Annotated in this window: 14 protein-coding genes and 2 tRNA genes; 7 read left to right on the top strand and 9 right to left on the bottom strand. The window is 51.7% G+C overall.

The features are described 5' to 3' along the window. Positions 1–190: 190 nt before the first annotated feature. Positions 191–649 (bottom strand): hypothetical protein, encoded by a 459-nt coding sequence (locus OOT00_RS10045; RefSeq protein WP_265425242.1) that lies wholly within the window; start codon positions 647–649, stop codon positions 191–193. Positions 650–827: 178 nt separating this feature from the next. Here OOT00_RS10045 and OOT00_RS10040 point away from each other — a divergent pair, with 178 nt between their 5' ends. Then, the gene (locus tag OOT00_RS10040; protein WP_265425241.1) at positions 828–1,871 is read left to right on the top strand and encodes an IS110 family RNA-guided transposase; all 1,044 of its coding nucleotides are present in this window, start codon (positions 828–830) and stop codon (positions 1,869–1,871) included. A gap of 496 nt (positions 1,872–2,367) precedes the next feature. Here OOT00_RS10040 and OOT00_RS16450 read toward each other — a convergent pair whose 3' ends face one another. Continuing rightward, positions 2,368–2,874: a DUF6653 family protein gene (locus OOT00_RS16450; RefSeq protein WP_497007257.1), complete on the bottom strand. Its 507-nt coding sequence runs from the start codon at positions 2,872–2,874 to the stop codon at positions 2,368–2,370. A 125-nt stretch (positions 2,875–2,999) separates the two neighbouring features. Continuing rightward, positions 3,000–3,602: a hypothetical protein gene (locus OOT00_RS10030; RefSeq protein ID WP_265425239.1), complete on the bottom strand. Its 603-nt coding sequence runs from the start codon at positions 3,600–3,602 to the stop codon at positions 3,000–3,002. A 155-nt stretch (positions 3,603–3,757) separates the two neighbouring features. Here OOT00_RS10030 and OOT00_RS10025 point away from each other — a divergent pair, with 155 nt between their 5' ends. Then, positions 3,758–5,182: an integron integrase gene (locus OOT00_RS10025; protein ID WP_265425238.1), complete on the top strand. Its 1,425-nt coding sequence runs from the start codon at positions 3,758–3,760 to the stop codon at positions 5,180–5,182. Between the two features lie 182 nt (positions 5,183–5,364). On the opposite strand, the gene OOT00_RS10020 is transcribed toward OOT00_RS10025, so the two are convergent. The 4 genes from OOT00_RS10020 to OOT00_RS10005 all read right to left on the bottom strand — a co-directional run bounded on the left by OOT00_RS10020 (position 5,365) and on the right by OOT00_RS10005 (position 11,943). Next, complete coding sequence (locus OOT00_RS10020; protein WP_265425237.1) at positions 5,365–8,646, bottom strand: efflux RND transporter permease subunit; 3,282 nt, start codon at positions 8,644–8,646, stop codon at positions 5,365–5,367. 3 nt (positions 8,647–8,649) lie between these two features. Beyond that, positions 8,650–9,780 (bottom strand): efflux RND transporter periplasmic adaptor subunit, encoded by a 1,131-nt coding sequence (locus OOT00_RS10015; RefSeq protein WP_265425236.1) that lies wholly within the window; start codon positions 9,778–9,780, stop codon positions 8,650–8,652. Between the two features lie 145 nt (positions 9,781–9,925). Continuing rightward, positions 9,926–11,281 carry a TolC family protein gene (locus OOT00_RS10010; protein WP_265425235.1) on the bottom strand — a complete coding sequence of 452 codons (1,356 nt, stop codon included), beginning with the start codon at positions 11,279–11,281 and terminating at the stop codon, positions 9,926–9,928. A 458-nt stretch (positions 11,282–11,739) separates the two neighbouring features. Next, positions 11,740–11,943 (bottom strand): SlyX family protein, encoded by a 204-nt coding sequence (locus OOT00_RS10005; protein ID WP_265425234.1) that lies wholly within the window; start codon positions 11,941–11,943, stop codon positions 11,740–11,742. 213 nt (positions 11,944–12,156) lie between these two features. On the opposite strand from OOT00_RS10005, the gene pgsA reads away from it, so the two are divergent. The 5 genes from pgsA to OOT00_RS09980 all read left to right on the top strand — a co-directional run bounded on the left by pgsA (position 12,157) and on the right by OOT00_RS09980 (position 17,417). Further along, positions 12,157–12,723, top strand: coding sequence for a CDP-diacylglycerol--glycerol-3-phosphate 3-phosphatidyltransferase (pgsA, locus tag OOT00_RS10000; RefSeq protein WP_265425233.1), 567 nt, complete (start codon positions 12,157–12,159; stop codon positions 12,721–12,723). A gap of 84 nt (positions 12,724–12,807) precedes the next feature. Beyond that, positions 12,808–12,882: transfer RNA gene (locus OOT00_RS09995), tRNA-Gly, on the top strand. Between the two features lie 7 nt (positions 12,883–12,889). Further along, positions 12,890–12,964: transfer RNA gene (locus OOT00_RS09990), tRNA-Cys, on the top strand. Positions 12,965–13,126: 162 nt separating this feature from the next. Further along, entirely contained in the window at positions 13,127–13,456 is a 330-nt protein-coding gene (locus tag OOT00_RS09985; protein ID WP_265425232.1) for a DUF503 domain-containing protein, read from the top strand. 205 nt (positions 13,457–13,661) lie between these two features. Next, the gene (locus OOT00_RS09980) at positions 13,662–17,417 is read left to right on the top strand and encodes a hybrid sensor histidine kinase/response regulator (protein WP_265425231.1); all 3,756 of its coding nucleotides are present in this window, start codon (positions 13,662–13,664) and stop codon (positions 17,415–17,417) included. A 120-nt stretch (positions 17,418–17,537) separates the two neighbouring features. On the opposite strand, the gene OOT00_RS09975 is transcribed toward OOT00_RS09980, so the two are convergent. Beyond that, a complete protein-coding gene (locus OOT00_RS09975) occupies positions 17,538–19,337 on the bottom strand; it encodes an acyl-CoA dehydrogenase (protein WP_265425230.1) in 1,800 nt (599 codons plus the stop codon). Between the two features lie 289 nt (positions 19,338–19,626). Continuing rightward, the gene (locus OOT00_RS09970; protein WP_265425229.1) at positions 19,627–21,003 is read right to left on the bottom strand and encodes an acetyl-CoA hydrolase/transferase family protein; all 1,377 of its coding nucleotides are present in this window, start codon (positions 21,001–21,003) and stop codon (positions 19,627–19,629) included. Between the last annotated feature and the right edge of the window lie 438 nt (positions 21,004–21,441).

The raw sequence follows: 21,441 nt of genomic DNA, 5'->3' as shown, positions 1-21,441 counted from the left end.
GTTCGTCCGCCTGCGGACGGACTAGCCGAACGGCTCAAAGGCCACCCCGTGCATTCCGACCGCAGGTCGGGATGCACGGTCAGCAATAACCGGCGACGACGTACCGGAACAGTTAAATAGAATGCATTCGAGAACCACTCCAGTATTTTTCGTCCGGTTCATGAAGTGGTTAGCCCGCATCTTCTCGTTATCAGAAGAAGTTTTCAGGCCACAATGCCTCAGGAAGATATTGCCGGATCAATACCGATGCCCAGTCATAGCCTCTCGCCTCAAGTTCCCTGACAAAATAGGGCCAAGGCGGGATGTTGCTTCTATATACATTTAATGAAGAGGTCGACATGCCCCCACCCTGGGAGGTCGACAGGCCGCCATATTGTGAAGTTGAAAGCCCGCCATATTGCGATGTCGATAACCCACCATACTGTGATGTGGATAACCCGCCGTATTGAGACGTAGACAGGCCTCCGTACTGAGACGTCGACATTCCCCCATATTGCGAGGTGGATAAGCCACCGTATTGAGATGTAGATGCCCCTCCATATTGAGAAGTGGACATGCCTCCATACTGTGAAGTTGAAAGTCCGCCGCCCTGACTCGTGCTTAAGTTACGAGGCCATGTTCTCATATTTGGAATTTCTGGTCGTCCCATGCTTATATCTCCTCATTCCATTTAGGGGCTAACGCTAAAGCTCAGTCGCCGGCAGCCGCGTAGCAGGTTGACGGTCGGCTGCAGCGATTTGATACTAGTGCAGGCCCCCTCCATAGATAACGGACCATCCGCTATCCTTTGAGAAGAATGCAAACCCTCAAAGAAAGGAGCCTGCACCATGAGATTCTACACCAAACAACATCTTTTTTACTGCGGCGTCGATTTGCACGCCGACGCCAGGTATGTCTGTGTCCTCGATTCAACCGGCGAGATTGTCGCACATCGCAATCTGCCAACCACCCCGAAGGCTTTCCTGCGTCTGATCAAGCCCTTCCGTGACAATCTGGTGGTCGGCTGCGAGTGTATGTTCACCTGGTACTGGCTGGCTGATCTCTGTGCCGATGAGGGAATCGACTTTGTTCTTGGTCATGCGCTTTACATGCGGGCTATTCATGGCGGCAAGGCCAAGAACGATAAAATCGACTCCCACAAGATTGCTGTGCTGCTGCGCGGTGGTTCGTTTCCGCTGGCCTATACCTATCCCAAACCGATGCGGGCAACGCGGGATCTGCTGCGTCGCCGCAATCATCTGGCGCGTAAAAAGGCGGAACTGCTGGTGCATATCCAGAATACTGCTACTCAGTATAATCTTCCTGAACCGCTGGGGCGTATCGCGAAACCGAGTGAACGGGGCGATCTGCTCGACAAGTTCACCGATCCGGTGGTTCGGGCGATGGTTGAGGTCGATCTGCTGACTATTGTGCACTACGAGCGCCTGCTGGGAGCGCTGGAACGTCAACTGGAAAAGATCGCCGTGGGGCATGATCCGGTCGGTCTGGCGCTGCTTAAAAGCATTCCCGGTGTCGGTCGCATCCTGGGGCTGGTGATGCTCTATGAAATTGAGGATATCAGCCGCTTCCCTCGGGTGCAGGATTTTGTCTCTTATTGCCGTCTGGTGAAACCGGCCAAACAGTCAAACGGCAAAAACTATGGTCATTCCGGCAAGAAAATCGGTAATGCTCATCTACGCTGGGCTTTTGGCGAAGCTGTAGTGCTGATGCTCAAAGGGAATAAAACGGCACAACAGATGCTGCAAAAATTGGCCAGTCGTCACGGCAAAGGCAAGGCGCTGGCGATTCTGGCTCACCGCCTGGGACGAGCGGTGTATTTCATGTTGAAAAATCAGGTGCCGTTTCAGCAGGATCAGTTCCTGCGCACCTGATGCGAAAGGGGGCGAATCAGCCTGACCGCCTAACTGGCAACATCCTTCGGGCAGCTGGAAACAACGGCCGCACGGTGTAAGCGCGAACTTCTGGGTCAACAACCCGGTATCCGGCCGGATCAGCACCATTCACCCGTTACGCCAGTGGCTTTTGATTGGAGATTCGCCTCGCTTTCATGACCAGCTTGCGCGATGGTCACATCGGCCCGCGCCGGGTTCTGCCCCTTCCCCGATCCCGCACCTAACTGCAGGGCGAAGAGGTTCTCGCACCCCGACGTTTTGATTGGGACGGCACAAGGGCACGACAGTGATTCCAGGCGGCAGGGACAATCGGTGAACATTGAACCGAACCCTGCAAAACAGAGCCTCGATAAGTGTTTGGTGCAGAATGCGTCTGCAACCAGGATTGAATCCCAAGTCGGAAACCGGATGGTGTACGTTTGATCAGTCGCTTGTCAAAGAACGTAAGAGAAATCTTTTGCGTTAACGGATCTTTTTACTCTTGACCGCCGGGGGCCTGATAAGTGTTCGGTGTTAGCCATGTGGCATGTTGAGCAACTTTATCTTTCATATCTCCATAAAGCCAAACCATTCGATCGAAGTACCAGAGCTTTCCCACATACATTAACAATCCACCGAAAATGGTAGGCCAGACACTTAATTGCCAAATACCATAGATAAAAGGAAAAAGACCCGTCCCACTTATTGCAAGCAGGGTATTGCCGGCAATAACATGGTGATGAGGAATCGGAATAACTTTTCTGTTCAGCCAAAATCTTTCTCCCAAAACTCCTTGCGAGGCCCAATTGTCGGTTGACTTTGGTGCTGGAAAAACTCTGGGGTTTAGCCAGATCCATAGCAGGGCGGCGATTATGGGTAGTATAGACCATCGGCCAATCCACGCCCTACTCCAAAGGGATAATGTTAATAACGGGAGACATGTAATGATCCTTGTCCATGCACTCCACGGGTTGGCATGTCGTAGCCAAGTGGTATCGGACATTAGCAACAGTCTGGTAATAAAATTACTTTGTGTTTCCATAATGATATCCCGCCGAACGCCAAAATATGCGGCGCCCGACGCAGGAGGGCGTCCGGCGCGCCATGCGCGCGTACATGATTTTCTTGTTAGCAGTCGTCATTGTCCAGGTATCTGGGCATCTTGGCTGGAAACATGTGTTTTAATCCGGTGAGCGCATCCCCATAGCTGCTGTACGTCAAAGGCTTAAAGTTGCAATTTCCATTGTCAATAACAAACATATGAACAATATCTTCGGCACCTGACTCAAGGCAAGCTTCAGCAATTTTTAAAACAGAGGGAATATGAGCTTCCGAAGCTTCAATTTCTTCGATAGTTGAACCAACACTGCATATCAATACTGATGCACCACTATTTTTCTTGTTAATTGAGATTGCCAGGGAGTACTTCTTATGTGCTCCACTTTTTTGAATGTATTTTGCTAGCCTATCCTTAACTGCCGGACTAAATTTCGCATCGTACACCTCATCTAAAAATTTAGTACCCGCCCAACCTCCAAAGAAGACAACAATACCAATTAGCGCTTCTAGGCCTGAAAGAAAAGCCTCAGGCTTGTGTTCAATTTCTATTAGAATTTCATCTTGACAAGGGAATTCCTTAGAAATTTTCTCAATATCCTCCCCCACGGGAATCGCCACTTCCCTAACAAAGGAGCTCCTGCCTGCTGCGATGAATCTTTCTGATATTTCCATAATTCTCAGGCCTAGAGATTGCTAACATATTATTGTGTGGTTCTGTACAACTGCAATCTGATTTTCATACTTGGCAACCTTCCCGTTGTCAAGTAGTAGTCTTTCTAACTGGATAATACGTTGATTTTAAAATTATAAAGAAAACTGGATATTGTATGATCAGGCTTCCCGAGGCCCTTAAGGCAAAATTCCAGCTGCTTCTGGAAAAGAGTGCCATTCCTCCCAGAGAAAGACCATACTATCTGAAGTGGCTGCGTTATTATCTGGATTTTTGTCAAAAAAATGCCCTTTCCTATGCCGATTCCCGGAATATCATTGCTTTCGCGGAAAAGCTCCAAGAGAAAAAGCAAACAGCAGCACAAATTCATCAGGCAGAGCAGGCCGTAACAATATACCAAACCGGTATTTCCATGGTGCTACCTTGTGAATCTTCTGCCGTGCCTGTCAGGGCTGTACGGCCATATCCGGATTTTTCGGAAAATACCCGGCCTGTGGAATGGAAGCCTCCCGGCAATGTCGCTCCTGCCCCCGTTTTTTTTCGGAGGGGCGGGGATGACCATCCTGATTCGGCTGGCTGCCAGAATCAGGCCAATGAAATCCCGTGCCCATGGGATCAGGCCCTCTTAGCCCTGAGTAATGAAATCAGGGTTCGGCAGTATTCTCCCAAAACCCTGAAAGCCTATACACTCTGGGCCGAAAAACTCCGCTATTTTACCCGCCATAAACCGCCAGAACGGTTGCATGTGGACGATGTGAAGCGTTTTCTTACCTACCTTGCCGTGGAAAGAAAGGTGGCGGCATCGTCCCAGAATCAGGCCTTCAATGCCCTGCTCTTTTTTTTTCGCCATGTGCTTCACAGGGAATTCGGGTCACTAGAGGGGGTGGTGCGGGTAAAAAGAAAGCCTTATGTTCCTGTAGTGCTTTCTAGGGAAGAGGTGTGGCGCGTTCTGGGGAACCTTAGGTATCCATTTGATCTGATAGTAAAAATTCTTTATGGCTGCGGCCTGAGGCTTTCCGAATGTATGAAGCTGAGGGTGCAGGATCTCAACTTTGATGCCATGATTCTCACCATTCATGATGGAAAAGGAAAGAAAGACCGCACCGTTCCCATACCCCAAAAACTGAAAAAAGAGCTGGAAGATCAGCTGGATCGTGTTGTGGAAAAACATGAAAAAGATCTTGCCGCAGGCTATGCAGGGGTTTTTCTGCCTTCCGCCATGGAGCGTAAATACCCCGGTGCGGCGAAGGAGCTTGTCTGGCAGTGGGTTTTTCCGTCCAGAGAGCTGACCCTTGTGCCGGATACGGGGGAGCAGAGGCGATATCATCTCCATGAAACCCATGTGCAGAAGGCGATTAAAATGGGCGTGAGAAAGTCAAGGCTTTTGAAACGCGCCTCCGCCCATACCTTCCGTCATTCCTTTGCCAGCCATCTTCTGGCGGCCAATGTGGATTTGCGTACCATACAGGAACTTCTGGGGCATAGCGATATTCGTACTACCATGATCTATACTCACACGGTTATTTCCACGACCATCAAAGAAAAAAGAAGCCCTTTGGATTTTGATGATATGGATTGCTGAACATCCCTGCGGGCTACCCGCTGCGGCGGGATGGGGGAGGTCCCGCCCCGGTTCAGCACTCGAACCGGTCTTCCCCGCCCCCATGCCGGGTTTCTCCCGCCTGTTCTTTTCGGAGGGGGAACTGGATGGGAGCGGGGGGCATGTGATCCGATAGCACGGGGAGCACGCCTGATGATCCCAACCTATAAAGTGGCTTTCCCCACAACCCGCTTCCATTTTTCCTGAATACTGTGGATCAGGGAGTACAGAACCGGCACCACAACTAGAGTGAGGAAGGTGGATACCATCAGGCCGAAGATGATGACAATGGCCATGGACCGCCACCACTGGGAAGATTCACTGACAAGAGAAAGGCTCAGGTTTCTGAAGTCATAGGATATACCCGTTACCATGGGAATCAGCCCTAAAATGGTGGTGATGGCCGTCAGCAGCACGGGCCGCAGGCGGGTGGCACCGCCGGCAATCACCGCATCCCGAACGGCATAGCCCTTGTCTTTCAGTCTGTTGATGTAGTCTATGAGAACAATGGCGTTGTTCACCACCACACCAGCCAGAGAGATGACACCCACCCCGCTCATGATAATACCGAAGGGAAGATTTAAAACCGTAAGCCCCAGAAACACACCGCCCAGAGAAAGAATAACGGAGGTCATGATCATCACCGGCTGGGTAACGGAATTGAAAAGACTGACAAGGATGAGGAAAATACAGAGCAGGGCGGCCAGAAAGGCTTTGGAAAGAAATTCCTGGGATTCCTGCTGTTCTTCCTCCTCGCCGGTGAACCGGTAGGTATAGCCATGGGGCATGGGAACTTCTTTCATCAGTTTTTCCGCATAGAGCCGTGCTGTGGCACCGGGCATCCGGGTTTCGTCTATGGCTGCTTTTACCGTTACCACACGCTCGTGATTGATGCGTACAATATTACCCATGGTTCCGGAATAGCGGAATTCGGCCAGTGTACTCAGGGGTACCAGTTGGCCGGAGGGGGCTGCGATCATGAGTTTTTTCAGAACTTCGCTGCCCTTTCTGTCTTTTTCAGGCAGACGAACGGTAATGTCGTAATCCTCATCTCCTTCCCGGTAGGTGGATACCTCCATCCCGTTATAGGCTGTTTTCAGAGCAGACCCGATGGAAGCCGTGGACAGGCCGAAAAGGGCGGCCTTCTGCCTGTCGATACGGATTTCGATGGAAGGAATGGATTCGATATAGTCGTTTTCCACATCCCGGACATGGGGTACTTTGCTGATCAGTTCTTCTACCTGACGGGCAAGGGAGCCCAGCACCCTGAAATCATCTCCGGAAATTTCAATATTGATGGGCGGGCCCGTGGGAGGGCCTTCATCCTGTTCCTGTACGGTGATGTAGGCGCCGGGTATGTGCTGTACCCGCTGGCGTATGGCTTCCAGGGTCCGGGGAGAGGGGGTTTTCCGTTCCTCCAGATCAATGAACTGAATGCCGATGTGGGTGGGGCTGCTGCCGCCGAACCCGGACATGGTAGGGCCGGATACGGCTTCTGCATAGATGTGCTCAATGTTATCAAAATCGCTGGGGCCGGAAAATGTGCTGCCCGTGCGGGTGGTGTGGATACGGGGACTCAGGGCTTTGGCATAGCTTTCATCCGTAATGGGTTCAAGGGGGTTCTCACTGCTGAATTCTTTACGGGCAATGGCCATTTCCGCCCTTTTTACCACATGGTCGATGTATTCCAGATCCGCACCTTCCGGCATGCGGAAGTTAACGTAGATGTTTCGCGGGTCCACCGAAGAGAAAAATTCCACCGGTCTTTCCAGCCCCACCCGGAGCAGCCAGAACATGAAGAAGAAGGCCAGTATCAGAAAGGCCGTAATGATCATGGTGATGCGGTTGTCCAGTGCCGTTTCCATGAGCTCCTGATAGGTTCTCAGAATGGGGCCGCGGATGCGGATGGGTTCTTCTCCTCCATCGGGAATGGAAACCCCGTTGAGCTTATCGTTTTCAGGTGTTTCTTTTCTGCCCTTTACCCGCATGAAGAAGGAGGCCAGTGCCGGGTTGATCACCAGAGCCACAAACAGACTGGATGAAAGGGTGATGATCAGGGTCTGGGGCAGGTACTTCATGAATTCGCCCATGACACCGGGCCAGAAAAGAAGGGGCAGAAAGGCCGCAAGGGTGGTGAGGGTGGCACCGATGATGGGCCAGGCCACTTCCTCACTGGCGCGGATGGCTGCCTGAAAGCGGGGTACGCCCTGCTCCATGAAACGGTAGATGTTTTCGATGATGACAATGGTATTGTCCACCATCATCCCCAGGGCCAGTGTCAGGCTGAACAGCACCACCATGTTCAGGGTAATGCCCAGTGCGTACAGTATGGTAAAGGTGATGAGCATGGAAAAGGGTACGGCCATGGCCACGAGAAGGGCATTGCGGCCGCCAAGGGCAAAGAAAAGGACCAGTACCACCAGAACCAGACCGGAAAGGATGTTGTTTTCCAGGTCGGCCACCATGGAGCGGATGTCCTTGGCCGCATCCATGGTTTTGGTGATATCCGTACCTTCCGGCCAGGTCTGGCTTTCCTTTTCAATGAGCCGGTCGATGGTTTCCGTAATTTCAATAATGTTTTCACCAGAGCGTTTTTTTACGGAAATATTCACCGAAGGCCTGCCGTCAATGCGGGAACGGCTGGTCTCTTCCTTGAAGTCGTCCAGAACTTTTGCCACATCTTTCAGGTAAATGGGCTGGTTTTCCTGAGTAGCCACCACCAGCATGAGGATTTCTTCGGGTGTGCTGAATTCTCCGGGAACCTGAATCTGATACCGGCCATGGCCAAGGGTGATGGCACCACCGGAGGTGTTGATGTTTTCTCTGGCAACCGCATCCTGAAAAGCGGTGATGGGTATACGGTAATAGGCCAGTTTGTCCGGATCTATTTCGATGACTATTTCCCGCTCCAGCCCGCCGATGATGTCCACTTCAAGAATGCCGGGTATGGTTTCTATGGCATCTTTGAGGTCATCGGCAATTTCCTTTAAGCGGGCAATGCCCGATGTTCCGGAAAGGGAAAAGATAACAATGGGAAATTCGGAAAAATTGACCTCAAAAACCGCCGGATCATCCTCAAGATCTGTTGGGAGCTCACCCTTGGCTTCATCCACCTTGTTGCGTACATCCTGCAGGGCAACGTTGATATCCGTATTGGGAAGAAACTCAATGTTAATCTGGGAGAGGCCTTCTGAGCTGATGGACTTAACCTTTTTGACGCCTTTCATGCCCCGGAGTTTTTTTTCAATGGGTATGGTGATGCTGGTTTCAATGTCTGCGGCAGCTACTCCTTTATAGGGGGTGGAAACAAACACATAGGGTATGGAAATATCCGGCGTGCTTTCCCGGGGCAGGGTGTTGTAGCTGTAGGCTCCGAAGATGAGCAGAAGAAAGAGCAGAACCATCACTGTAGTGCGTTTTTTGACAGCCGTTCTCGGTATGATCATGGATCAGAGTTCCCCGGTATCATGGATTTCTTTAATGATGCGGAGTGCCTGGCCGTGGCTGATATCTCTCTGGCCTACCACAACAACCCTTTCGCCTGCTGTCAGGCCGGAAAGAATCTCCACCTGCCATCCCTCCTGCATACCCAGAGTAACGTCCCGTTTTTCGGCTCGGCCCCGGCTCTCCACAAAGACAGAATGGGTACCTCCCGATGAAATGACCGCATAGATGGGCAGGGTCAGGGCCATGGGGCGGCTCTGCTTGACAATATCCACCCGTGCAAACATGTCCGGAAGAATCACGTCATCCGGGTTTTCAATGCGGATCTCCAGATCGTAGAGCCTTGCCATGCCCTCAGCGGATCGGGAAAACCGGTGCCGGGTGCCGGAGAAAATACGGCCTCCGAGGGCATCCATACGCACGCTGAAAGTATCCACTTCACGCACGGCATGGATATCGGATTCGGGAATGCCAACGGTAACCTTAACAGGATTAAGCTGGAGAATTTCAGCCACAGGATCGCCCACAGCCACAAATTGGCCCGGTTCCACCAGCATGCGGTTGAGAATGCCATCCATGCCTGCTTCAATGAGGCAGCGATCCAGCTGAAGTCTGGCCGTTTCCATGGCAGAGCGGGTCCGTTCCAGTTCCGCCACAGCCGTATCCAGAATGGAGCGGCTGGTCAGTTGCTCATCATGCAGCTCCCTGAGGCGGCTGTGGGATGCTCTGGCCGTTTCAAAGGCGGCTCTGGCCGCATGGTAGCTGGTGCGGTAGTCCCTCTCATCCAAGCGGTACAGAGGAGTGCCTTTGGTAAGATGATGCCCTTCTTCTGCCAGTCTGGCATCCACCTTTCCGGCAACTTCCGCGCTGACGGTGAGGCGTACCCAGGGGCTGATGATGCCGGGCAGGTTGATACGATCACTGATCTGGGAAGGTGTCAGAACCAGAACCACCACATTGGTTCCCGTTTCTTCCTGATCGGATGCCGTGCTGCGTTCCGCAGCCAGCCTTTCCCCTTTGCGTGACACCGCCATGGCCACGGCAATCACAAGGATGATCATCAGCAGAAGAACCAGAAGGGGCATTTTTCTGAACCAGTGAGATTGTAACGTTTTTTTTTCGTCGGGCAGATTCATGGGATCTTCACAATCCTGAGGTTATGGTGGGCTGTTATGTTCCCGGCACTTTTGTTTGGATAGAACCAAAGAGTTTTCTTTATCCGATCAGGTATGCGGTACTCTGGTTCCACCCGTATCTTGTTTTTGCATAAAATTTCATTTTTCAGTTTGTGTGCCGGATGAAACCGGGCTCTGGGGCTGGAGCCCATTGGTTCAGTCTGCCCGTGGCATGGTCCAGTGACAAACGGGCCAGATGGGTTTCCAGACGGGTTGCAATAAGGCTGCTCTGGGCTGTGAGCATCAGAGTGTTGGCATCCATAAGGTCCACAATGTTGGCAAGCCCCACCTCAAACTGGCGGCTGACCGCCTGGTAGTTTTCCGTGGCAAAGAGCAGCTGGTCTTCCAGTGCCTGCAGGCTGCCAAGGGCTTTTTCAAGGCTGTGATAAGCCCGTCGGACTTCCAGAGTGATATCCCGCACTGTCTGATTGTACTGAAAACTTGCCAGACGCTTTTCTGCTTCCGCTTCCCGGATACGAGCAGGGATCAGGCCACCGGTGTACAGGGGGACAGCCAGCTCAAGACCCACGGAAAGGGAGTTCGTATCGCTGTGCTCGGAAGGGGAGGGGCGGGTGTCCTGATACCGGGCGGACCAGGAAAGGGTGGGCCAGAGCCCTCCTTTTTCAATGATAATTTTATCTTCTGCCATTTCCCAGCTGAGTTTCAGTGACTGCATTTCCGGCCTTGTATCCAGCGCTTCCTGAATGAGATCCGCAAGGCTTTCCTCCGGCCGTGATGCCTGAACAGCCGGAGGAGGCAGGAGGGAGAAGTCCGCTGGAAGATTGACAAGGGCCATCAGTATGGATCGCTGATCCGCAAGAACTTCCCGTGCCGCACTGTGGCGGCTTTTTGCTCCGGAAAGGGCGGCCTGGGTGCGCAGCAGATCCGGCCTTGTGGCATCGCTGAGGCGGAGCCTTGCACGGACTTCATCCAGATGCCGTGTAAGCCGGATGATTTCTGCTTCTTCAATGCGGATATCTTCTTCCGCGCGGATCATTTGATAAAAACGGCTGCCTACTTCCAGAAGATAGGCAGTGGTAATGGTCTGAAGATCCCGGCCGGACTGATCCATGGCTTTTCGGCTCATCTGCAGAGCCGTCCATTCTTTTCCGTTCAGGGTGATGCTCTGTCCGAGGCGCAGCCCGAAGGTATTCAGGCGGTCCGGATCCGTATGGCCGGGGTCCGGATAATAACTGTGAGAACCAAAGGCTTCTATATGGGGACGAATGGCGGATCTGGCCTGATCCTGTACGGCCTTTGCCATGTTTACGGATTCCCTTGCCATATGGATGCGATCGGCTTCCCGGACAGCCATGGCATTGAGCTCATCAAGGGTAAAGGAGGCACGCTTGCCTGAGTCCGCGTGCAGAGAAGTTGTGAGAAAAAGGATGGTCAGCACAGGCAGTATCCAAAAAACAGCCGTAAAGAAGTTACTGTTTTGGGAATCAGGGCTGGGTTGCATAGGAGAGAAAGCCCTTCTGCGGAGGAGGTTCTGAGACCTTGCTGTATGCAACCGGCCGGGTTTTCTGGCAGAAAAAGAAGGGATTCTGTGCATGGACAAGGTTTGCTCTTTCTTGAAGGGTTACGGTGAAAAATACCTGTCAAGGGTATTGGGCTGTCGTTATGCCGGGGTTCCGTGTTCAGGAGAAGAGGGTGTTGGCAGTATGAACCCGGTTGTTGGTTTATACGAAGAAAGGATGGGAAGCGTTTCCCCTTTTGCTGAAAATGTTTCCATCCTTGCTCTTCAGGGTGGCCGTTTTTTATACCATGCCCGGCTGATCTGCGGTATATATAGGGATTGGGCAAGGTTGTGTCTGTGTGGAGTCTGTTACAATTTGTAACAGAGTGTGCAGAATTCCTGTATGGAAATTTTAAAAACCGGGTTTCGCAGGTGGTATTCCATTATATGAGCGTGGTGCTTTAATAATGGGGTGGTTTTTCACTGGCCGGATTCTGGCTGGCATTCTCCGCCAGAGACTGCAGGCGGTGGTCCAGCATTTTGTACAGGTGCTGAATCCGGTCTATTTCCTTCTGCTGTTCAAAGATCACATCACTGAGTTCCTGCAGCAGTTTTTCCTGATAAGCTATGCGGGTTTGCAGAGAAATGATTTCTTCCTGATTCATGGATACTCCTGGTTCTGGGGGGGCTGATGCGGAAAGAAGCGATTTGCGGAGTCCTTTTTCTTATGTTTCCGGGTGTAATCAGGCAAAACTTTATCAGGACTGTTGCAAAGAGACATGCGATTGTGTAACCAAGTGATGCAGAAGTCAAGTCTGCATGGGCTGTGAAAGAAATGCCCGCTGGGCCAACGACACAACAATTAAAGGTTTTTTCACATGACACTGGAAGGTAAACCCTGGGTGGAAAAGGTTCTCCATCCCAATGCCCTTACGTTATACAGGGTGGCATCTGTTCCTCTTCTTGTGGTTATCCTGCTCAGTCCCAGCAAATGGGCAGCTTTTTTTGCCGCTCTGGTTTTTTCCCTGGCATCCATAACGGATTTTCTGGATGGTTTCATGGCCCGCCGCATGGGTCTGATTTCCCAGTTTGGTAAAATTATGGACCCTCTTGCGGATAAGCTTTTGATATCCAGTGCTTTTATCATGCTGGTAAGTCTTGGCCGTGTGGAAGGGTGGATTGTTTGCCTTATTATCGGGAGGGAGCTTGCCATTACCGGCCTTCGCAGTATTCTGGCTTCCAGTGGTGCTGATGTGGCAGCAACAAACGTGGCTAAATGGAAAACGGGTTTTCAGATCGGAGCCATTATTCCTTTACTGTTGCATTATCCTTATTTCGGCCTGGATTTCCATATGGTTGGCACATGGGTTCTCTGGGTTGCTCTGGCACTCACCATCTGGTCTGGTGTGGATTATGGCCTGCGCGCCCGCAGACAGCTTGCCTGAATTTCTGTTGGGTTTTTGATAAGAGTGCATTTTTCAATTGACATACAGATCGGGATTTCTTAAATACAGTCCCGTTCTCACTGAGCGGGAATAACTCAGTGGTAGAGTGCAACCTTGCCAAGGTTGAAGTCGCGGGTTCAAATCCCGTTTCCCGCTCCATTTTTATGGCGGCATAGCCAAGTGGTAAGGCAGAGGCCTGCAAAGCCTTTATTCCCCGGTTCAAATCCGGGTGCCGCCTCCAAAAAAAATATGAAAAGATCAGCTTCGGCTGGTCTTTTTTTTTGTCTTTATGCGGGAGAAAACAAAAGCTGCAGGAAGGAGCCAAGAAGGGTAAGCTGGAAAAAACCGATGGGAGGGCTCAGGGCTGAACGAAGAAGGGACTTGTTTACTGTGGAGGAAAGAAATGAGAAATCAGAGACCGGCAAAGGGTAAGGGAATGGTCTGTGCTGTGGGTATACTGGTGTACAGGCTTCATGGCTGCCGTTCCCTCAAGGAGAAGAGGGGAATTGTCCGTAGTCTGATGGCACAATTGAAAAAACATTGTAATGCAGCCATTGCCGAGGTAGCCAGTCAGGATATTCACCAGCGTGCGGAAATCGGATTTTCCTTGGTGGGCAATGAGACAGCCCATGTGAATTCCATGGCAGATAATTTGATTGGTTTGGCAGATTCTTTTGTTGCTGCGGAGCTTATGGATTCTGATTTTGAAATTTTTCACTATAGTGAGTTCTGAATTTTTTTTGGAAAATGCCTGTTTTCTTTTGGGAAAACTTGACTTTCGCCGGTGTCTGTGTTCCTTATCAAACGTTTTGTATGCAAGGTGCCCGGCATGGTTTCTCTCGGAGGGAGGCCTGAATTGCGGGCCGGTTTTTTGCACGCAGACCGGAGAGTCCTTTTGGACCGGGTACCCGTGAACTATTGCAGAGGATACACAGGTAATGGCATGGCTGAGAAGGAATGCAAAAGGCTGGGGAATACCGGCGGTTGCTTTTTTGTTGCTGATAGGGGTTTCTGTTGTCTCTGTGGTCCGCCTGAACGGGCAGATGGAGAAGGATTTCCGTGATAATGCAAAGCGTATGGCAAGGGTCATCAGTCATCTGCTTGCCTCGGAAGAAGGCCAGGTGGAAAAATTTTCACCGGCTCTCCATGCCCTTGTGAAGGAGGATCCCAGAATTCTGGGGATACGCCTTTACGGAAAGGAAGGGGGAGAGATTCAGCTTCTTATGGATGCGGCTCCCCACCTCCCATGGATACCGGATCATTTTTTTCATTTCCCTGCTGAAGATGTATACAGGGTGGAAAAGCTGCTTTCCTTTCCCGATGCACCAGCCCTTTTTCAAATAACGACGTCTCTTTCTGAAACACGGACGCTTGCCGTTTTTATGGCCCGGCACCCAGGTGCGGGTCTTCCCATGATTTTGCTGTTTGTGGCTGTTTCCGTGGCCCTTTTTATGATTCTCATCTTCTATTTTGTCTGGCAGTCCCTGTGGATGAAGGGTGAATTGAGGGCGAGAGCCCATGCGGAAACAGCCCTGTCCAGAAAATCCCGCGTGGATGAGATTTTTGCCCGGTATTCCCGTTCCCTGATTCTTGCAGGCAATATGGAGGAGGTGGCTTCTTATGTACTGGAAGCGGCCTATGAGCTGACGGGAAGTCGTCTTGGTTATGCAGGGTATCTGGATCCTCTGACGGGACATCTGGTATGCCCTGTGGGCTCTGGCCAGTTGAATTCCCGCCATATCATAAGGCCGGAGGCCCTTGTTCTGGAACATTTTTCCGGAGTGTGGGGCGAAGTGCTGCGGCATGGGCAACCCCTGTACGCCAATGGTGGTGACAGTGGTCGAACCCTGTCCATACCGACCCGTGACGGCCAGATGCCCGTTTCCTGCCTCCTTTCTGTTTCTGCCATGGCAGGAGATGCCATGGTGGGACAGATCACCATTGGCGATGGTTATCTTCCGTATACGGATGCGGATCTCAGGGTGATGGAGAAACTGGCCGATCTCTTTTCTCTGGCCATTCGTAAAGTACTGACAACCAGAGCCCTGAAGGAAAGTGAAAGCCGTTTCCGGGTGGCATTCAAGACCATACCGGATGCCGTTATCCTCACAAGGCTGTCGGATTATATGCTGGTGGATGTGAATGACGGCTTTGTCCGCATGACGGGTTTTGCGGCCGAGGAGGTGCGGGGCAGGACCACAGCGGATTTACAGCTTTGGGCAGAGAGGGCAGATCGGGATACGGTTCTTGAACGGGTACGCAGCGAGGGGAAGATAGAAAACTATGAGACCCGCTTCCGGGCTAAAGACGGCCGCATCATCCATGCTCTGGTGTCAGCTTCCCGTACCCTTCTTCACGGTGACCCCCATATTCTTTCCGTGGTACGTGGCATTGATCATATTCGGGAAGCAGAGTATCAGCTGCGCAAGGAGCGTTCCTTTCTTTCCAAGGTTGTTGAGACCAGCCCTGCCGGGATTCTGGCCCTGAATCCTCAGGGGCGTATTATCTTTGCCAATCAGAAGATTACGGAAATTCTGGGTATGGACATCGCTGAGGTTCTGGAACGGACTTTTGCCGATGACAGCTGGGAGATCACGGATTATGAGCTCCGTCCTGTTCCCAGAGAAGAAAGAATCTTTTTTCTCGCCAGGGAGCGGCGGCAGCCCATTTATAACATACGCCATACCATGGTTGAAGGCAGGGGACGGCGAATCTATCTTTCCATCAATGCAGCCACCCTGTGGCGTGAGGATGGCGAGCTGGATATGATTGTGGTGGGACTGGATGATGTTTCCGAGCAGGTAAAGGGAGAGCATTCCCTTGTTGAAACAAAAGGTCGGCTTCACAGCGTACTGGCCAATCTTCCGGTGATCTTATGGGCTATGGATGCGGAAGGCCGTATTTCTCTTTTTGAAGGGAAGGGAACGCAGTCCGTTGTGATGCCTGCCAATGGTTTTGTGGGGGTCCTGACGAAGGAGCGATACGCAGACCTGCCCCCGATGCTCAGAAGTATTGAGAAAGTACTTGGGGGCGATAGCGTTTCCATTACGGTAGAGATAGGCGAACGATATTTTGAAATCAGCGGGTCTCCTTTGTGGGATACGTCGGGTACGGTAGTGGGAGCCTCCGGCGTTGCATCGGATGTGACGGGACGTATCCATGCCGAAGTGGACCGTATACGGCTTTCCGCAGCCATTGAGCAGGTGGCGGAAAGCATTCTGGTCACTGACCGCCAAGCCAATATTCTTTATGTGAACCCTGCATTCGAGCGTATCACAGGATGGCATCGGGATGAGGTAATGGGAAAAACACCAGCCATCCTGAAGAGTGGTTACCATGGTAAAAGTTTCTATGATGAAATGTGGCAGACCCTTTTTGCCGGCCGGGTGTGGCAGGGGTACATTACCAACCGGAAACGGGATGGGTCCTGTTACGATGAGGAAGTCAGTATTTCCCCCATTCTGGATAATGCGGGAAATATTATCAACTTTGTGGCTGTTAAGAGGGACGTGAGCCTGGAGCGGAACCTGGAGCGTCAGCTTCGTCAGGCCCAGAAAATGGAGGCCATCGGTACGCTTGCCGGTGGTATTGCCCATGATTTTAATAATATTCTTTTCCCCATCATTGGATTCACGGAACTGGCTCTGGAAAGTATCGATTCAGACCGTATTGAACACAGATATCTGAAAAGTATTTTTTCTGCGGCTCACAGGGCAAGGGAGCTGGTCTGGCAGATTCTTACCTTCAGCCGCAGAAGTGATACGGAACGCCGCACCATTTATGTCCATTCCATCGTGAAGGAAGCCTTAAAGCTTCTGAGGGCGTCCATTCCGTCTACGGTGGAAATCCGCCATGATATTGAAGCCGGAGATGCCCGCATTCTGGCCGATCCCACTCAGATTCATCAGGTGGTGATGAACCTGTGCACCAACGCGTACCATGCCATGGAAGACGGGGGGGTTATGTGTGTGGGGCTGAAAACCATAACTCTTTCGGAAGGCACCTTTCTGGATGCGCATCCGACGGCTATCCGTGCGGGCAGATGGCAGGTGCTGACGGTGGGGGATACGGGTATGGGTATGGATGCCCTTACCATGGAAAGGATGTTTGACCCCTACTTTACGACCAAGGAACAGGGAAAGGGAACGGGGCTCGGTCTGGCTACGGTCCATGGTATTGTTACGGGTTGCGGCGGAGACATACAGGTCAGCAGTACGCCGGGCAAAGGCAGCCTTTTCACCGTGTATTTTCCCGTTGCAGAGATGGAGGAGCGCAGTCTGGGTGATGACGGTCAGGAGATTATAGCGGGTGGCAGGGAGCACATTCTTCTGGTGGATGACGAGGATCTGATTGTGGAAATGCTGCAGGATACCCTGACAGGTCTGGGATACGAGGTCACTGGATGCTGGTCCAGCAGTGAGGCCCTGGAAATTTTCCGGCGTATGCCGGATGATTTTGATCTGCTGATTACGGATCAGACCATGCCAAAAATGACCGGAACGGTTCTGGCGGCAGAGATACAGAAAATACGTCCCGGTTTTCCTGTCATTCTTTGTTCCGGATTCAGCGATCCTCTGGGCAGGGAGACCCTTCGGAAGGGTGGAATTGTGGACTGTGTCATGAAGCCGGTAGTGCGTAAGGATATTGCAAGGGCTGTTCGCATGGCCCTCCAGAGTCAGGATGGGGGGGGGTGAAAAAAGATGCCGATGCACCGGGGAGGATGCATCGGCATACGACTTCCGGCGGGGGCGTTGTCGGAAGTCATGGGGGAAAGCCGGAACCTCTTGCAGAGGTCTCCGGCTTTATTCGTTTTGTTATCCGCCGAAGGAAGCATCTTCCATGGCAATGGCAGCTCCGTCCATTACCTGGATGGCGGCCAGCCTGCCCGCTGTGATGGGCAGCTGGGTATTGATGAAGAAACGGGCGGTGGTTACCTGACCGTTATAGAAAAGATCATCTTTTTTCTTCTGTCCGATTTTCGGTGCGGCAACAGCAGCCCTCCACAGAAGCATCCAGGCCATGGTAAGGTCGCCCGTTGCCTCAAGGAAGGGATGGGTGAAGGCAAAGGCATCCAGAACCTTCTCACTGCCCGCTGCCTTACCCAGAATGGCAGCGGTTTCCGTATAGGTAGTAAAGAGTTTTTCCACATTGTCTGCCAGAGGTTTCACGCTGGGTACGGCTTTGCCCATTTCAATGGTTTTGCGGATTTCTTCCAGAAAGGCCATGAATGCGGTACCTTTTTTCATGCCCATTTTGCGGCCCACAAGGTCGATGGACTGGATACCGTTGGTGCCTTCATACAGCTGGAAAATCCGGGTATCGCGGAGAAGCTGGGCAACGGGATATTCTTCGATGTAACCGTACCCTCCGTAAACCTGTACCCCATGGGAACACACTTCGAAGGCTTTATCCGTAATGTAGCCTTTGATGATGGGAGTCAGTACCTCTTCAAGATTCCGCAGGCGTTCTTTTTCTTCTGCACTGTCCGCAAGATGGTGCTGGTCCTGAACCATACCGTTGAAATAGATCAGGCTGCGCATGCCTTCCACATAGCTTTTCATGAGCATGAGCTGTCTGCGTACATCCGGATGGCGGATAATGGCAGCAGGTCCTGCTTCGGGAGGATCGGTCATGTGCTTGGTCTGTATGCGCTGGCGGGCATAATCCAGCGCATAGGTGAAGGAAGCGGTGGCATTGGCAAAGCCCTGAAGCCCTACCATCTGGCGGGCTTCATTCATCATCTGGAACATGGCCGCCATGCCCTTGTTCTCTTCTCCGATGAGGGTGCCGATGCACTGGCCCTTGCCGCCCAGGGTGAGGGAGCAGGTGCTGTTACCGTGCAGGCCCATTTTGTGCTCAATGCCGGTACAGACGACATCGTTGAATTCACCGGGAGTTCCATCCGGATTGACACGGTATTTGGGAACAAGGAAGAGGGATATGCCCCGGGTTCCGGCAGGTGCGCCTTCAATGCGGGCCAGGGTGGGGTGGATGATGTTTTCCACCATATCCTGTTCGCCGCCGGAGATGAAAATTTTAGATCCGCTGATGGAATAGGTGCCATCGGGGTTGCGCTTTGCAACGGTGGTGAGGGCACCCACGTCAGATCCGGCATCGGGTTCTGTGAGAAGCATGGTCCCGGACCATTTACCGGAATACATATTTTTTAAGTAGACTTTTTTCTGCTCATCCGTTCCAAAACTTTCCACCAGCCGTGCCGCACCATGGGTCAGCATGTTGAAGAGCATGAACGAGTTGCAGGCGCCATAAAAATATTCATTGGCTGCCAGTCCCACGGCTTTAGGCATGCCCTGTCCGCCCCATTCCGGAGAATCGCTCATGGCCAGCCACTCACCTTCACAATAGGTCTTGTATACTTTGTGGTAGGCCTCCGGCACTCGTACAATGCCTGCGTCAAATTCACATCCCGCATCACTGATTTTCTGCAGGGGAAGAACTTCCTTGATGGCCAGGTTCCGGGCCTCTGTAACGATGAGGTCGATGGTTTTGCGGTTGAACTCGGCGAAGGCATCGTTTTTGGCAAGCTCTGCCACTTCAAACTGTTCATGAAGGACAAAATCCACATCGCGACGGTCAGCAATCAATTGGGCCATTGGAATCTCCTTTTGGGGATTTTGGTAAATGAATCTATGGTACTTGGAGGCGGTGTCATCCAGATGGCAGGCACCGCATATGCGCAAACTTCCGGAGTCAGAAAGGGACGGGTGATTCCCGGTATTCCATGCAAAGGGCTCAGGCTTTCGCCGTGGCACGGAGCTGGAGCCCGGACAGTGGAATAAAACAATGACTCAACCCTAAAACCATGTTTTATGGTTTTTTGCAATGCCCTTGATCTGTTCAGTCTGACACTACGGGAATCTTTGGTCCAGATCTTATTGAATTTCATGCGCTTTTTAATGTGCTCCCCGGAACCTGGATTCTGTTTTTCCTGTCACCGGCACGCCAGATTCCCATGTTTTGGGCTTCCTGAATGAGTTCGTCACGAAAGTCCGGATGGGCGATGGAAATGAGGGCTTCGGCCCTTTCCCATGTGGATTTTCCTTTGAGGTTTACCTTGCCATGTTCCGTAACCACCCAGTGCACCACAGTTCTCGGAACGGTGATGATGGATCCCGGTGCCATTGTGGGGCGAATACGGGAAATGAGATGGCCGTTTTTGTCTTTGGTTGTGGAGGAAAGGCAGATGAAGCTCTTTCCGCCGGGGGCATGGTAAGCACCAAAGGTGTAGTCAAACTGACCGCCTGTTCCGGAAATGTGGCGATACCCTGAAGATTCGCTGGACACCTGACCGAAAAGGTCCACTTCTACCGCATTGTTAATGGCAACCATATTGTCATTCATGGAGATATGGGAAGGCTTATTGACAAAATCAACGGAATAGCTGGCGCAGAAGGGGTTCTGGTCCAGAAAATCATAGAGCTTCTGGGAGCCCAGTGCAAAGGTGTAGGCCATTTTACCGGGACAGTAGCGGGTATATTTGCAGGTGATGCGTCCCGCCTCAAACATATCCACAAAGGAGTCGGCCAGCATTTCCGTATGTACGCCAAGGTCTTTCAGGTCCGATTCCGCAATCATTTTGCCCACGGCATTGGGCATACCCCCAATACCCAGCTGAATGCAGGAGCCATCCTGAATATCTTCCATGATCAGCCCTGCTATGCGGGTGTCAATCTCTGACGGATTGGTGGAGGGCAGCTGGAAAAGGGGTCTGTGATCGGATTCCACTATCATGTCTACCTGATCAATATGGATACCCTCGTTGAATCCACCGTAACAGTGGGGGATGCTGCGGTTGATTTCCACAATAACTTTTTTGGCTCTCCGCGCCACGGCCATCTGTATGGAGTTGGAGGAGCCGAAATTGAAATATCCCCTGGAATCCATGGGAGCAACGGCAACGCAGAAAACATCGGAATCAATGATGTCATAGTAGCCCGGACCTTCATGAAAAAGGAAGGGGACATAAAAGCAGTTGCCGGCATCATGGAGTTTACGGTCACCACCGGAAAAATGCCAGTTGTTGTAAATGAATCGGGTAGCCGTGGGATCGGCTTTGGCAACGGCGGCAAGACCGGGGAATGTCATGGCTCTTACCTTGACATTCTCCAGCTCACCGACACGCTCGGCCAGAGCGGCATCCAGCGTCAGGGGGGCACAGGCAAAGTTACCGTAATCAACCCAGTCTCCGGACTGAATGTGTCGCACAGCCTCTTCCGGGCGGCGCATTTTTTTGCTGTAAGCTTCCTGATAAGAGCTCATGTATCCTCCTTGATGGTCTGGGGAAGGGGGCTGGTTTTCCGGCTACCGGGCTTTGCGCACTTTGTTCATAAGTTGCGCAGGTATGTGTATGATAGGATGCTAAAATTGTGCCATGTTTTTGGTAGAGGAGGAAAAAAGCTGTTTTTTGTCGTTGTTATGGAACCGGATTCTTAGGGTGCTGGCTGGCTTTTTATCGTTTTTGTATGGATGTTTTTCTTTGAATTACATGTGTTTGTATTGGTTTTTGCTTCTTTTTCATGTGGGGGGGCAGGAACTGTTTTCTGATCCTGCTCTGAAGAATGAAAAATCCCCGGAATAGGAGGGGGAAAAGGTAGCCGGGGAGTTGGAAGGGTGAAAATATTGAGGTGTTTCTACCACATGTTTGGCGAAGGGAACGAGATAAAACATGTAAAAACAGTGTTCCATGAAGTGTTGGGG

Source organism: Desulfobotulus pelophilus, from assembly GCF_026155325.1.
GTDB classification, from domain to species: Bacteria; Desulfobacterota; Desulfobacteria; order Desulfobacterales; family ASO4-4; genus Desulfobotulus; species Desulfobotulus pelophilus.
Note: the sequence above shows the minus strand (reverse complement) of the source record. Positions and strands in the feature narration are given on the sequence as shown.

Coding starts and splice junctions, on each gene's coding strand:
- OOT00_RS10045 (WP_265425242.1), bottom strand. CDS start 649: ATGGGACGACCAGAAATTCCAAATATGAGAACATGGCCTCGTAACTTA.
- OOT00_RS10040 (WP_265425241.1), top strand. CDS start 828: ATGAGATTCTACACCAAACAACATCTTTTTTACTGCGGCGTCGATTTG.
- OOT00_RS16450 (WP_497007257.1), bottom strand. CDS start 2,874: ATGTCCGATACCACTTGGCTACGACATGCCAACCCGTGGAGTGCATGG.
- OOT00_RS10030 (WP_265425239.1), bottom strand. CDS start 3,602: ATGGAAATATCAGAAAGATTCATCGCAGCAGGCAGGAGCTCCTTTGTT.
- OOT00_RS10025 (WP_265425238.1), top strand. CDS start 3,758: ATGATCAGGCTTCCCGAGGCCCTTAAGGCAAAATTCCAGCTGCTTCTG.
- OOT00_RS10020 (WP_265425237.1), bottom strand. CDS start 8,646: ATGATCATACCGAGAACGGCTGTCAAAAAACGCACTACAGTGATGGTT.
- OOT00_RS10015 (WP_265425236.1), bottom strand. CDS start 9,780: ATGAATCTGCCCGACGAAAAAAAAACGTTACAATCTCACTGGTTCAGA.
- OOT00_RS10010 (WP_265425235.1), bottom strand. CDS start 11,281: ATGCAACCCAGCCCTGATTCCCAAAACAGTAACTTCTTTACGGCTGTT.
- OOT00_RS10005 (WP_265425234.1), bottom strand. CDS start 11,943: ATGAATCAGGAAGAAATCATTTCTCTGCAAACCCGCATAGCTTATCAG.
- pgsA (WP_265425233.1), top strand. CDS start 12,157: ATGACACTGGAAGGTAAACCCTGGGTGGAAAAGGTTCTCCATCCCAAT.
- OOT00_RS09985 (WP_265425232.1), top strand. CDS start 13,127: ATGAGAAATCAGAGACCGGCAAAGGGTAAGGGAATGGTCTGTGCTGTG.
- OOT00_RS09980 (WP_265425231.1), top strand. CDS start 13,662: ATGGCATGGCTGAGAAGGAATGCAAAAGGCTGGGGAATACCGGCGGTT.
- OOT00_RS09975 (WP_265425230.1), bottom strand. CDS start 19,337: ATGGCCCAATTGATTGCTGACCGTCGCGATGTGGATTTTGTCCTTCAT.
- OOT00_RS09970 (WP_265425229.1), bottom strand. CDS start 21,003: ATGAGCTCTTATCAGGAAGCTTACAGCAAAAAAATGCGCCGCCCGGAA.